This window comes from Aquitalea sp. FG25, from assembly GCF_057809375.1.
Window position 1 is genome coordinate 17,443 of the sequence record NZ_JBMDJV010000029.1, and the last position, 12,087, is coordinate 29,529.

Sequence of the window (12,087 nt, forward strand, 5' to 3'; positions counted from 1 at the left end):
CTCTTTTTATTAACTTTTTATTATTTTATTTAAAATAATTTGCTTAAAATAAGCGCGTAATTGTTCCAGCCCGGTAAGGTCTCCTCCTCTACCTACAGTTCTGACGACTGCATTTAACTGTGACCGGGACCGTGTCATGACCACCTAGCCCCGGCCTGGCGCCAGCATGGTGCAACGGATGGCCATATGCGGTGCGCCATCTGCGCGCACCGCAGCTGCGGGGCTGGACACATCCCGGCAAAGCCCGTCCCGTCAAGGCTTGCACTTGCGCGGCCCTGCCTGCTTGCCTACCGACCGACATGGCACCGCCTGCCTTGTCAGCCACTGCATGCGCCTGACCGCAGGCAGGATTCTCGCTGTGATCTGCAGCCGGATGCTCAAGCACCGGGTACACAGCGTCTGTCTGTTGGCGCACATAACCTTTTCCTTAACGTCATGCCGGCATGCCTTCGCTGTGTTCGCTGGCATACATACATCATTCAATTAATTGATTATGTTAATAAAGATTGAATTAATTAATTTAATATATGAAGATGGTAAATGCTAGAGACATGCCCAGCCAATGGTCTACTCACCGCCTTGCCAAAGGCGGAATGGTTGCATCTGAGCCCCTTTCTCGAACAGGTGGAACTGCCACTTGGCAAAACGCTGTACGAGTCGGGACACAAGCTCAGCCATGTGTATTTCCCGGTGACCGCCATCGTCTCACTGCTGCAGGGGATGGAAAACGGCGATAGCGCTGAAATTGCCGTGGTCGGCAACGAGGGCATTGTCGGCATTGCCCTGTTCATGGGGGCGAGTCGACCCCAAGCCGGGGTGTGGTCCTGAGTAAGGGATATGGCTTCCGCCTGCCTGCAAAAAACATCAAGGAAGCATTCGAGCATTCGCTATCGGTCACGCATCTGTTGCTGCGCTACACCCAGGCACTGATTACCCAGATGTCGCAGACTGCGGTTTGCAACAGACATCATTCGCTGGACCAGCAGCTATGTCGCTGGTTACTGCTCAGCCTAGACAGACTGGATGGCAACGAACTTCACATGACGCAAGAGTTGATTGCCAACATGCTGGGTGTACGCCGGGAAGGCGTGACCAATGCCGCATTGAACCTGCAGCGCGAGGGAATCATCAGCTACAACCGCGGACATATCCGGGTACTCGACCGACCGATGTTGGAATCCCGCACCTGCGAGTGCTATGCGGTGGTGCAAAAGGAATACCAGCGGCTGTTGCCACATCTCTGGCCACAATGAGCTTTTGCTACAGAGACCTTCTCAGCAGGCCACAGTCCGAGCTGACACACAATCAATTTTCGTCAAATACTGACTTTAGCGTTTACTGTAAAGTGCGACTGCAATTCAAAAGTTAGCCGTCGTTGCAACAATCCGGCTGAAAAACGCTGGCTTTTCGCTGCTGAACATTTGTGCATTCCTCAACATATTGGTACGGCAGATACGTAAGCTTGGCAGACTCCATTGAGAACAAAACTTCAGGGTGCTTTGGTAAGCTAAACTTTTTTCTGATCAAAGGGATAGACCAGTTGCAACGGCAATACTACCCATGACATCTGGCAGATATTGCAGCGGTAGTGGCAGCTTCCACTTTGCTCGTGCGCCAATCTTCTCACCACATCACAACAACTATCCATGTCAGCGTGCTGTAAAGCGTGGGCATACCCTGTAGGGTCATGACAGCGCTGATTAGCAATGGTGATACTCATGCTGGATGACCTGTTTTAGTGTGCTGCCTCGCGGGCAGCCCAGACCGGTGAGCAGTCTCGTCGCCAGCCATCAAGGCCATGCCAGTACTGGCAGCGGGGAATGAACGGGAAGGCCGCAGGGACTACTCAGTCCGCGACCCGGCATTGCCAATAGAAAAGGAGGCATCGGCAAACGGGCTTTCGACCGAGTGTTCGTGCTCATAATCGACCAGAATGGTCATCAGCCTGCTGGTCATTGTCGGGCTCAATGCGGTAAACCGCTGGCTGCTGTAGGCCTGATTAATAGCATGAAACAAGGTACGGCTCTCCCCGGACAGGCCGCGCAGGTCGCCAAGGGTAAACAGACGGATGTCATGACGTGACCCCATCAGCAGCCAGAAACCGGCCAGCATGGCGCCATCGCGGCTACCGTTCATGCTGATGATCCGTCCCAGGATTTCCTGTTCCGTCATGGTGATTCCCTTCTTTCTGTCGACAAGACTGTTACGCAGTCATTCCTGAGCAGGGACTGCGTGTGCGTTGTGGCAAGGGCAACGGCCGGGGATCTGCCCATCCGGTGCAGACAATGCAAGGGAAGTGGCAGGAAAAATAGCTTGCCCGGGCCATGCACGGTCATAACGCATCATCCGGCAGGCAGAAGCCTGCATCCGTGCAGCAGCGTACATAGCCATGCGCAAGATGCCGGGCCGGATAATCAGAATGTGGCGACCAGCTCAGGAAGATGTTCCCATATGCGCTCCTGTTCCCAGCGTTGCATCCAGCCGATGACAGAGACGGCCGGCATGGGACGAGCAATGGCATAGCCCTGGCAGTAATGGCAGCCCAGCTGCAATAGCATGGCGCCATGAGCAAGGCTTTCCACGCCTTCGGCGATCACTTCACGGTTGAAAGCACGAGCCAGACGGATGATGCTGTCGACGATATTGCGGTCTTCCAGGCTGTTCAGCATGTTGCTGACAAAACTCTGGTCTATCTTCAGCATGTCGACCGGTAGGTCACGAAAATAGGCCAGCGAGGAGTAGCCGGTACCAAAGTCGTCCAGGGCGAAACTGATACCCTGCGCGCGGCAGGTCAGCAGTGTCTGGATGGACTGGACAATGTTTTCCAGAGCGGCCGTCTCCAGCAGTTCCAGCCCGAGCTGGGCCGGTGAGAGCAGCGGAAACCGTGCCAGCTGCTGCAACAGGTTGTCGGCAAAGTCCTGCTGCTGCAATTGGCAGGCACTGATGTTGATGCTGACATCCAGTACCCAGCCCAGCTGGCGCCAGCTCTCCATCTGCTGCAATACTTGGTTGGTCACCCAGTCGCCCAGCCCCAGTTCGGTGACGCTGCCTTCCAGCACTTTCAGGAATTTCTCCGGCATCAGCAAACCCAGCTCCGGGTGCTGCCACCTTAGCAGGGCTTCCAGCCCGATCACCCTGCCGTCACGCAGATCGACCTTGGGCTGATACACCAGAAGCAGTTCACCTTGCTCCAGCGCAGTGGTCAGGCGTGACAGCTGGTCGTGATACTCACGCATCAGCTTGTCCTGGGCCATATCGTAATATTGGTAGCGGCTTTTTCCGGACTGCTTAGCCAGATACATGGCTTGGTCGGCATGGCGCAGCAGGGTGTCAGTGTCGGCACCATCATGCGGGTAAACCGTGACGCCGATGCTGGCTGAAATCTGGACGTAGCTGCCTGCAAGCAACAGTGGTGTCGCCACGGTCTCCAGAACGCGCTCCAGCACCAGCCGATACTCCTCGTCATCAGCCAGATCGGTCAGCAGTAGCACGAACTCATCGCCGCCAAGCCGGGCAATGATATCGTTCACGCGTAGCGCTAGTCTCAATCGGTCAGCGATCTCTACCAGCAATTGGTCTCCGGCCTCGTGCCCGAGGCTGTCGTTGACCGCCTTGAAGCCATCCAGATCCAGATAGCACACGGCCAGCCGCTTGCCAGTGCGTTGCGCCCGATGAATGGCCAGATTGAGGCACTCGGTCAACAGTCGCCGGTTTGGCAGGCTGGTGAGCAAATCGTAGTTGGCCATGCGATTGAGCTCGTCTTCGTGCAGCCGTATCTGGCTGATATCGGAAAAAAAGCCGATATAGTGCCGTTCTGTCCGCCCTGCGCCAGCCGGCTCGCGCAACAAGGTCAGGAACAGGCGCACAGGATAAGACGCTCCATCGCTCCTCAGACAGTTCAACTCCCCGCACCAGCTGCCATAGCGGTACAGTGCGCGCAGCACGGTCCGGGGGTGCAGGCCATTCTCGTCTTTGCACAACAGGATGGCAGGCATCTGGCCAATGCTGTCCTGGGCTGAAAACCCGGTAATTGCGGTAAATGCAGGATTGATCTCGACAATGCGCATGGCACCATCGGTAATGACAATGCCTTCGTGGCTGTGACTGAACACGCAGGAAGCCAGCCGCATTGCTTCATTGGAAAGCTTCAGTTCTTCATTCTGCATTTCCAGTTCGATCTGATGCACTTGCAGCTCATGGAGCATGCGGTGAGGGTCAGGTGTCCCTGGCAGTTGCGCCGGCATGGCTTTGAGCCTTTGCTCGGCACGCTGGCGCAGGCTACCAGCATTTCGTTTTGCATGGGACTTGACCATCAGCCTTACTCCATGTGCTGTTGCAGCCGAGCTTCCAGGCTGGCAATCTCCGTCGTGTCGATGAAAGTGATCACGATACCGTCAATCACGTTGTCCAGCCGCCTGTAAGGCATGATGCGCACGCGGTACCACCTTCCGTTGTTGCTGTGTACGCGTTTTTCTTCAAAAACAAGCGTTTGCAACACTTTTGCCGCATCATCCAGCAACTGGGGATATTCCAGTTCGCTGCGGATATCTGACAAAGGCCGGCCGATATCGCCGGGAATGAACTTGAACAGGGTGGTAGCGTGGCGGGTAAAGCGCCGCAAACGCATGTCCAGGTCCAGGAAAACCGTGGCAATTTCCGTGCTATTCAGCAGGTTGTTCATGTCATTGCGTTCCCAGGTCAGGTCGTCCAGCTTGGCGTGCAGTTCGGCATTGATGGTTTGCAGCTCTTCGTTCAACGATTGCAGCTCTTCGCGCGAAGTAGTCAGTTCCTCGTTAGTGGCCTGCAGCTCTTCATTGCCGGAATTCATTTCTTCCAGTGCAATCTGCATGTCCTCCTGCATCGAGCGCAGCAGCTTGCGGCTTTGTTCCAGCTCCTGCTCCAGCATCAGCTCGCGCTCGCTTGCAGACGTGCGCCGCCGTGACCTGGCCTTGGGTGGCGGTGCTTTGGTAAACACCACCAGCAGACGGCCCTGCAGTTCTTCCGGTTGCCGGATGTGCTGTACCGTCAGATGAAAGCTGTGCGGCGTTCCAAAGACATCAACTTGCAAATCATTCAGCTGCACCTTGTCGGCACCGGACAGCACTTGCTGGATCGCCGTATGCAGCGCATTGGCCAAGCCTTCGCGCGCCATGGCATGAATGTTCACATTCACCTTGCCAGCTGCCGGCTCCAGATATTTCCCCACCCGGCCGCTGATATAGAGAATATCGCCGTCGTGATTGATCAGTACCCCGGCAGGTGCGTAGTTTTGCTGAATCAGTTGATCCGTCTGGTATTCAAGGCTTTTTCGATAATCTGGCATTGTTTCTTCAATCTGCGGCAACAAGCGCGATTCTGTTAGCAGTGGTATTTCCAGTGTGCGGCTGCTGCCCGCTTCGTTTCCACGGGAAAAAATACGGTTTTTCTTGTCTAGCGGTACAAACAGGGTTGAAAACCGGCCGATGGTTTCCGCGCTGCCCAGCACCAGAATGCCCCCGTTACACAGTGCGTAATGAAACAGGGGCAGCAGTTTTTCCTGTAATACCGAGTCCAGGTAAATCATCAGATTCCGGCATGACAGGATGTCCAGTCGGGTAAATGGCGGATCAGAGATGATGTTCTGCGAGGCAAAAACCACCATGTCGCGGATATCCTTGCTCACCCGAAACTGGCCTTCCTCGGCCACAAAATACTGAGCCAGTCGTGCCGCCCCCACTTCGCTTGCAATACTGCTTGCGTACACGCCACGCCGCGCATGCTGGATGGCATCGCCATCCAGGTCCGTGGCATAGATTTTCAGGCTGAATTGTCCGGCGGGCTGATGCAACAGCAGCGACTCGCGAAACAGGATGGCCAGCGAATAGGCCTCTTCGCCGCTGGAACAGGCCGGCACCCAGGCACGCATTACCTTGCCTGCCGGATACTGCGCAAACAGCGCTGGCAGGCCAATGTCCCGCAAGTAGTCCCACATCGCGGTGTCACGGAAAAAGCGCGTGACACCGATCAGTAATTCCTTGAGCAACAAGTCGCGTTCTTGCAGATTGCAGCGGAAGTACTCGGCATAGGCTGGCATGCTGTCCAGCCGCAGCAGTGCCATGCGCCGTTCGATACGGCGATTCAGGGTATTGGGCTTGTAATGGGAAAAGTCATTACCCGTGTGTTGTTGCAGCAAGGCAATGATTTCCCGCATGGCCTCTTGCCGGGCAGGCTCGGCCAACGGTGCTGGCTGGCGGTCTTCCTCCAGCTGTGTACATTGTTCAAGCACCAGTCTGGCCAAGCGTTCCGGGCTGGCAACGAAGTCAATCACGCCACGTTCGATGGCGCTGCGCGGCATGCTGTCCGCACGCGCGGTCAGCGGGTCCTGCGCATAGGTTCGTCCTCCGCAGGCCTTTATTTCCTGCACCCCCAGCATGCCATCCTCACCCATGCCGGACAGGATGACACCGATGCTGCGCTTTCCCAGTCCATGCGCCAGCGTGTGAAACAGGTGATCGACCGGCAGGCGCAACCCGGCCGGAGGCGTGGAAAGATAAAGACAGCCCCGGTCAAAGCTCAGGGTCTTGTTGGGTGGAATCACATAAATGCAATCGGACAGTATCGGCGTACCGTGCCGGGCCTCATGCACGGCCAGCCGGGTATGGCTGGCCAGCAACTCCGGCAGGATGCTGGCGAAGTCGGGTGCCAGATGCTGGACAATCACCAGCGACACGCCAAGGCCTGGCGCGATCCCGGCCACAAAGGCCTCCAGCGCTTCCAGCCCGCCGGCAGAGCAGCCAATGCCAACAATGGCTGACGGCAAACCGGCATGGTCCGAGCGTGCTGGTTGCGCATGCTTGTGGGTTTCAGGAGGAATATTTTTCATCTCGTTTTTCTGTACAGTGCTCTGCACGCCAGACAGTCCGGGACAAAATGATGCCAGACTGTGACTTGTACCCTACATGTACTGCGCTGACTACAAGAATTTACCGCAACGCACAATCAGGATGATCCCTCAGTCGGCCCGTGCGGTTTGGCCGCAGGCGGCCGTTACGCCACCGCATGCAGCCTGGCAGGCCGGTTCAGGGGTGGCAAACCAGAGGTGCATGATTGCGCGCAAACAATACATAACAGCTGCATGCCATCTGTTGTAAACCTGGCCGATCCAGGATTCTGATCGCGCCGCGGTGATAGCCGATCAGCCCCTGGCCTTGCAGCCAGCCTGCCGCCCGTGTGATGCCGACGCGTCGTACCCCAAGAATGCCGGCCATATCCTGCTGGGTGAAATGCATTTCATCAAGTTGCAGGCGGTCGTGAGCCATCAGCAACCAGCACGCCAGCCGCGGAATGATGTCGTGAAAATGGGCACAGGCGGCAGACAGGGCGAGTTGCTCATGGGTGGAATAAAAATAATGCCGGCTCAGCCGGGTCAGGGATTTGCTGTGTTGCAGCGCATGCCAGAAGCCAAGGCAGTCAACGCGCATGGCCTGTCCGGCTTCCAGCACCGTAGCCTGCAAGGGCGTCCGGGCCAGCCCCAGCACAGTGCCCGCCCCAAGCATACCCTCATTGCCAAGCATGCCGGCCGAAACAACATGATTGCCGCTGCCGGACTGCAGTACCACCAGCCCGGACATGGGAAAGTAAACCTGATGGCCGCCTGGTCCGGAGCCGTCCAAGCGGGCAGCCAGCGGCAATGCCGTCTGCTCGCATCGCGCCAGCAGTTGATGGCGATCGGCTGATGGCAAACGCTGCAGAATGCAATTGTGCGGCTGCTCCATACATTCACTCCCCACACCGGCAGTTGCGTAGACCGGTCATCATCAGGCAACCCCGTATTGAGTGCCATTGCCAGCCTGCACCATCTGGGCAGGTCCTGACTGTGTGTTAACGCGCTTAACGCACCTGGCAGGGCAAGCATGGCCGGTGACCGGCAGTGGCTATGTTTGCCAACGCACATACGGGGGATGGCTGCTATCGGAAGATGCCGCAGGCGGAAGCGTATTTCCGTCTGGCCAGCCGGCTTTGGCGGTTGCAGTTGATGCATCTGGACAGAAGTACGGCCCGGTTTGAACGGTCCGGCAGGAGATGAGTCTTCCTTTCCGGCCCTTACACATGACTTGTCGCGGAGAGCAAACATGAATACTGCACATCAGGAGTTGTCAGCACAGAGCCAGCCGATGTTGGGACTGGGCATCAAACTCATGGCACTGTCGCTGGATTGCGCGGAAAAGATTGTCCATTTCAACCTGGCATTGAGTCAGGCAGGACTGGATACCTACGCCTTGTCGGTAAAAGAACTGCTGGCTGCCAGATCACCGGAGGAGACAATCAGCAAGATCAACCATATTGCCAGTCATGCATCCAGCAAGCTGATGCACTGCTCCACCGAACTGTGCAACGACTTGTCAAAAAACCATGAAAACCTCCGCTCGCTGACCGAGCAGCACTTTGTCAATGTACGTGCTGAACTGGACGACCAGCTTGTGACTGAGGGGAGCAAGAAGAAAGCCGCCAGCAAGACGTCGTAATCGCTGCAGCATGTGAAGCCCGGCTCATCCTGCGCTAGGCTTCACAACGGGCCTGTTTAATTCGCCCGGAAAGGCGGCAACAGCCGCTGATATTCCTTTTTCACCACGGCATAGCACTCACAGGTGCGCGACTCCAGTGCCGGTCTGTCCAGTACCCGGATGTGCCCGCGCGAATAACTGATGATTCCCTCACGCTGCAAATTCAATGCTGCATTGGTCACCCCTTCGCGCCGCACGCCCAGCATGTTGGCAATCAGCTCCTGCGTCATGCACAGCTCGCTGCCTTGCAGCCGGTCCAGGCTGAGCAACAGCCAGCGGCATAATTGCTGATCCAGCGAGTGGTGCCGGTTGCAAACAGCGGTCTGCGACATTTGGGTGATCAGCGCCTGGGTGTAACGCAGCAACAGATGCATGAACGGCAGCGAATGCTCGAACGCCTGCTTGATCACGTGCGCCGGCAAACGGTAACCGTAGCCACCACTTTGGACCACGCCCCGGCTCGGGGTGGACTCTCCTCCCATGAACAAGGCGATGCCGACAATGCCTTCATTGCCAACCACGGCAATCTCGGCGGAGTCACCGTTCTCCATCACGTACAGCAAGGAAACAATGGCTGTCACGGGAAAATAGACGTGGCTGAGTTTGTGTCCTGACTCGTACAGCGTCTTGCCCAGCGGCAATTCCACCTGTTCGAGAAAAGGCCTGATTTGCAACCAGTCAGCCTCTGGCAAGGCTGAGAGCAGACCATTGGCCGGGCATTGCTCCATCATGTGTCACCTCCTCATATTAAATCGATTGATTAAATCTCTATTAACATAAACCATAAATTTACCGGTGTATGTACGTAGACAGCAAAAGAGGTGTACCTGGCTGCATCGCGTTTGACATATCGCTGTGTGTCCCAACAGACAGACTGCCTGATGGGGGTGACGGATCATGGCGATCCAAACCATCAGGAGTCGCCATCATGATCAAGACCGATACCACACTGCTGTCAGATGTCATGGCAGAACTGGCCTGGGATCCGCAGATCCATGCCAGCCATATTGGCGTGCAGGCCAAGGACGGAGTCATCACCCTCAGCGGGCAGGTGGCCGACTTCACGCAAAAGTGGGCGGCAGAACGGGCTGCCTTGCGCGTGGGTGGAGTGCAGGCCCTTGCTGTCGAAATGACAGTGGCCCTGCCCTGGCAGGAACAACGGGGTGATGGCGAGATTTCGGCCGCCGCGGCCAATGCCCTGCAGATGATCCCCGTACTCAAAGACCACAATATCAAGGTGATGGTCGAGCACGGCTGGATCACCCTGTCCGGTGATGTCGAGTGGGACTTCCAGCGCAAGACGGCCATTAGTCTGCTATGCCATCTTGCCGGTGTGACCGGTATCAGCAACCAGATCACACTGCGCAGCAAGCTGGTCAGCCAAGCCATCAAAGAGGAGGTGGAAGCTGCGCTCAAGCGCCGGGCCATACGTGACATCAGCAGCATTACCGTCAGCATTGATGGCCCGGATGTGATTCTTTCCGGCAGTGTCCATAGCTGGTCCGAACGCGCGCTGGCCAACCATGCTGCAGCCGGTATGCCCGGTGTGCGCGATGTCATCGACAAGATTTCCGTCATCATCTGAACGGGCCGGCCACCAGCCCTCCGGCCATCGACGGCACTATGCCGGTTAACGCACAGACGCGGGGTGAAGCGGCGCCCATTGTGTGATTGATGTCGAGTGAATCCACCCGACGCAATCAGCAAGACCAGAGGTAGACACAATGACTGCAATCACTGAAAAGCATGACACCGCAAAACCGGAAGACAGCAACAACAAGGCAAATGCCGGCATCACCAAGACAGATCCGGTCTTCAGCCAGAAGGGCAATAACGTTGGAGCGGGCAAGGACGCCGTCAAGGACCCGGCAGACAAGACACCCGGAAACATGCAGGACAAGACCACAAACCAAGCCAAGTCCTGAATAGCCGCAGCGTAACAGCGGGCCGGCCCTCCTTCACGGCAGGGCTTTCCCCCCGAAACACCCTGGACTGCCTTGCGGCAGCAGCCTAGCGTTGATGTATTGCCTGTCAATTCGCTTCGAGTTGATGGGCATTTTGCATGATGAACCGGCATGGCGTGCGCACCTGCCGTCAACCCACCCGGATGGAGCCCGCTTGATGATCACGTCCCAACGCATGGAAAGCGACAGTTTTGGCAGTATTGCCGTAGCAAACGATGCACTGTGGGGTGCCGAGACCCAGCGCGCACTCCAGCACTTTGCCATTTCGAACGAGCAGATGCCGCCGGCCCTGATCCACGCACTGGCCAGCGTCAAGCGGGCGGCGGCCCAGGCGAATGTGGAACTGGGCTTGCTGGATGCCACCAAGGGCGAGGCCATTCTCAAGGCCTGTGATGAAATAAGCGCAGGCCAGCATGAACGGCAATTTCCACTCTCTGTCTGGCAAACCGGCTCGGGCACCCAAAGCCACATGAACATGAACGAAGTGCTGGCCAACCGGGCAAGCCTGTTCCTTGGCGGCCACCCCGGCCAGCAAGCGCTGCTGCAACCGCATGATGAAATCAATATGGGGCAGTCCACCAACGATGTCTTTCCCACCGCCATGCATCTGGCCGCCGCACAAGGCATCCGCCACCAACTGTTGCCTGCGCTTGGCAGGCTGCAAAAACTGCTGTATGCCAAATCACAGGCGTTTGCCTGGGTAATCAAAATTGGCCGCACCCACCTGCAAGATGCCACCCCGCTGACACTGGGCCAGGAAATATCAGGTTGGGGCGCGCAACTGCATCATGCGGAACAAGCCTTGCAGGCCAGTTTTCCTGCATTGTGCCGCCTGGCGATCGGTGGCACAGCCGTGGGAACCGGCCTCAATACGCATCCCCGCTTTGGCGAACGGGTGGCTGCCATCCTGTCGGTGCAAACCGGCCTGCCACTGTTTTGCGCTGACAACAGGTTTGCCGCACTGGCCGGGCATGACGCCATGGTGCTTGCGCATGGCGCAATGAAATTGCTGGCCACGGCCCTGATGAAAATCGCCAACGATATTCGCTGGCTGGCTTCCGGCCCGCGCTGCGGGCTGGGGGAGCTGATTCTGCCTGCCAACGAACCCGGAAGTTCCATCATGCCGGGCAAGGTCAATCCCACCCAGTGTGAAGCCATCACCATGCTGTGCTGCCAGGTGATGGGCAACGATGTGGCGCTGTCCATCGGTGCCGCTTCAGGCAACTTCGAACTCAATGTCTTCAAGCCGCTGATTGCCTACAACTTTCTGCAAAGCCTGCGCCTGTTGAGTGATGGTATGAACAGTCTGGCCACGCACTGCATTGCCGGGCTGGAGCCCGACCGCAAACGCATCGCCCAGTTGCTGGACCAATCCCTGATGCTGGTTACCGCCCTCAGTCCGCACATTGGCTATGAACAGGCGGCCCGCATTGCCCACCACGCGCAACGGACCGGCTGTACGCTGAAACAGGCCGCGCTGGAGCTGGCCAGCATCAGTGAGGCCCAGTTCGATAGCTGGGTGCAGCCCGGCAATATGGTGTGAGTGCCAGCCTGTCGAATGTGCGCTTGCGCACAGCACT

Annotated in this window: 12 protein-coding genes; 6 read left to right on the forward strand and 6 right to left on the reverse strand. The window is 57.1% G+C overall.

Features of this window, described 5'->3' with window-relative positions:
• The first annotated feature begins 540 nt into the window (after positions 1–540).
• Entirely contained in the window at positions 541–828 is a 288-nt protein-coding gene (locus ACODR9_RS20700; RefSeq protein WP_488811905.1) for a cyclic nucleotide-binding domain-containing protein, read from the forward strand.
• Entirely contained in the window at positions 819–1,253 is a 435-nt protein-coding gene (locus ACODR9_RS20705) for a Crp/Fnr family transcriptional regulator (RefSeq protein WP_488811907.1), read from the forward strand. The genes ACODR9_RS20700 and ACODR9_RS20705 overlap by 10 nt, the downstream gene beginning before the upstream one ends.
• A gap of 254 nt (positions 1,254–1,507) precedes the next feature.
• Here ACODR9_RS20705 and ACODR9_RS20710 read toward each other — a convergent pair whose 3' ends face one another.
• The 5 genes from ACODR9_RS20710 to ACODR9_RS20730 form a co-directional block, all read right to left on the reverse strand.
• Positions 1,508–1,720 carry a hypothetical protein gene (locus tag ACODR9_RS20710; RefSeq protein WP_488811909.1) on the reverse strand — a complete coding sequence of 71 codons (213 nt, stop codon included), beginning with the start codon at positions 1,718–1,720 and terminating at the stop codon, positions 1,508–1,510.
• Between the two features lie 122 nt (positions 1,721–1,842).
• Positions 1,843–2,172: a hypothetical protein gene (locus tag ACODR9_RS20715; RefSeq protein WP_488811911.1), complete on the reverse strand. Its 330-nt coding sequence runs from the start codon at positions 2,170–2,172 to the stop codon at positions 1,843–1,845.
• A 242-nt stretch (positions 2,173–2,414) separates the two neighbouring features.
• Entirely contained in the window at positions 2,415–4,313 is a 1,899-nt protein-coding gene (locus tag ACODR9_RS20720; protein WP_488811913.1) for a putative bifunctional diguanylate cyclase/phosphodiesterase, read from the reverse strand.
• Between the two features lie 5 nt (positions 4,314–4,318).
• Positions 4,319–6,862 carry a chemotaxis protein CheB gene (locus ACODR9_RS20725; protein ID WP_488811915.1) on the reverse strand — a complete coding sequence of 848 codons (2,544 nt, stop codon included), beginning with the start codon at positions 6,860–6,862 and terminating at the stop codon, positions 4,319–4,321.
• Between the two features lie 196 nt (positions 6,863–7,058).
• Positions 7,059–7,754 (reverse strand): Crp/Fnr family transcriptional regulator, encoded by a 696-nt coding sequence (locus ACODR9_RS20730; RefSeq protein ID WP_488811917.1) that lies wholly within the window; start codon positions 7,752–7,754, stop codon positions 7,059–7,061.
• 357 nt (positions 7,755–8,111) lie between these two features.
• Here ACODR9_RS20730 and ACODR9_RS20735 point away from each other — a divergent pair, with 357 nt between their 5' ends.
• Positions 8,112–8,504 (forward strand): phasin family protein, encoded by a 393-nt coding sequence (locus ACODR9_RS20735; RefSeq protein WP_488811919.1) that lies wholly within the window; start codon positions 8,112–8,114, stop codon positions 8,502–8,504.
• 56 nt (positions 8,505–8,560) lie between these two features.
• Here ACODR9_RS20735 and ACODR9_RS20740 read toward each other — a convergent pair whose 3' ends face one another.
• Positions 8,561–9,274 (reverse strand): Crp/Fnr family transcriptional regulator, encoded by a 714-nt coding sequence (locus ACODR9_RS20740; protein ID WP_488811921.1) that lies wholly within the window; start codon positions 9,272–9,274, stop codon positions 8,561–8,563.
• A gap of 197 nt (positions 9,275–9,471) precedes the next feature.
• Between ACODR9_RS20740 and ACODR9_RS20745 the strand changes: the two genes are divergently transcribed.
• The 3 genes from ACODR9_RS20745 to fumC all read left to right on the forward strand — a co-directional run bounded on the left by ACODR9_RS20745 (position 9,472) and on the right by fumC (position 12,050).
• Positions 9,472–10,128, forward strand: a complete 657-nt coding sequence (locus tag ACODR9_RS20745; RefSeq protein ID WP_488811922.1) for a BON domain-containing protein — start codon at positions 9,472–9,474, stop codon at positions 10,126–10,128.
• Between the two features lie 139 nt (positions 10,129–10,267).
• Positions 10,268–10,468 carry a hypothetical protein gene (locus ACODR9_RS20750; protein WP_488811924.1) on the forward strand — a complete coding sequence of 67 codons (201 nt, stop codon included), beginning with the start codon at positions 10,268–10,270 and terminating at the stop codon, positions 10,466–10,468.
• Positions 10,469–10,664: 196 nt separating this feature from the next.
• Positions 10,665–12,050, forward strand: coding sequence for a class II fumarate hydratase (gene fumC / locus ACODR9_RS20755; RefSeq protein ID WP_488811926.1), 1,386 nt, complete (start codon positions 10,665–10,667; stop codon positions 12,048–12,050).
• Positions 12,051–12,087 lie beyond the last annotated feature (37 nt).

Bases quoted from the DNA above. Each gene is read 5' to 3' on its own strand.
- ACODR9_RS20750 (WP_488811924.1), top strand. From the start codon at position 10,268: ATGACTGCAATCACTGAAAAGCATGACACCGCAAAACCGGAAGACAGC.
- ACODR9_RS20715 (WP_488811911.1), bottom strand. From the start codon at position 2,172: ATGACGGAACAGGAAATCCTGGGACGGATCATCAGCATGAACGGTAGC.
- ACODR9_RS20735 (WP_488811919.1), top strand. From the start codon at position 8,112: ATGAATACTGCACATCAGGAGTTGTCAGCACAGAGCCAGCCGATGTTG.
- ACODR9_RS20710 (WP_488811909.1), bottom strand. From the start codon at position 1,720: ATGAGTATCACCATTGCTAATCAGCGCTGTCATGACCCTACAGGGTAT.
- ACODR9_RS20700 (WP_488811905.1), top strand. From the start codon at position 541: ATGCTAGAGACATGCCCAGCCAATGGTCTACTCACCGCCTTGCCAAAG.
- fumC (WP_488811926.1), top strand. From the start codon at position 10,665: ATGATCACGTCCCAACGCATGGAAAGCGACAGTTTTGGCAGTATTGCC.
- ACODR9_RS20720 (WP_488811913.1), bottom strand. From the start codon at position 4,313: ATGGTCAAGTCCCATGCAAAACGAAATGCTGGTAGCCTGCGCCAGCGT.
- ACODR9_RS20730 (WP_488811917.1), bottom strand. From the start codon at position 7,754: ATGGAGCAGCCGCACAATTGCATTCTGCAGCGTTTGCCATCAGCCGAT.
- ACODR9_RS20745 (WP_488811922.1), top strand. From the start codon at position 9,472: ATGATCAAGACCGATACCACACTGCTGTCAGATGTCATGGCAGAACTG.
- ACODR9_RS20740 (WP_488811921.1), bottom strand. From the start codon at position 9,274: ATGATGGAGCAATGCCCGGCCAATGGTCTGCTCTCAGCCTTGCCAGAG.
- ACODR9_RS20725 (WP_488811915.1), bottom strand. From the start codon at position 6,862: ATGAAAAATATTCCTCCTGAAACCCACAAGCATGCGCAACCAGCACGC.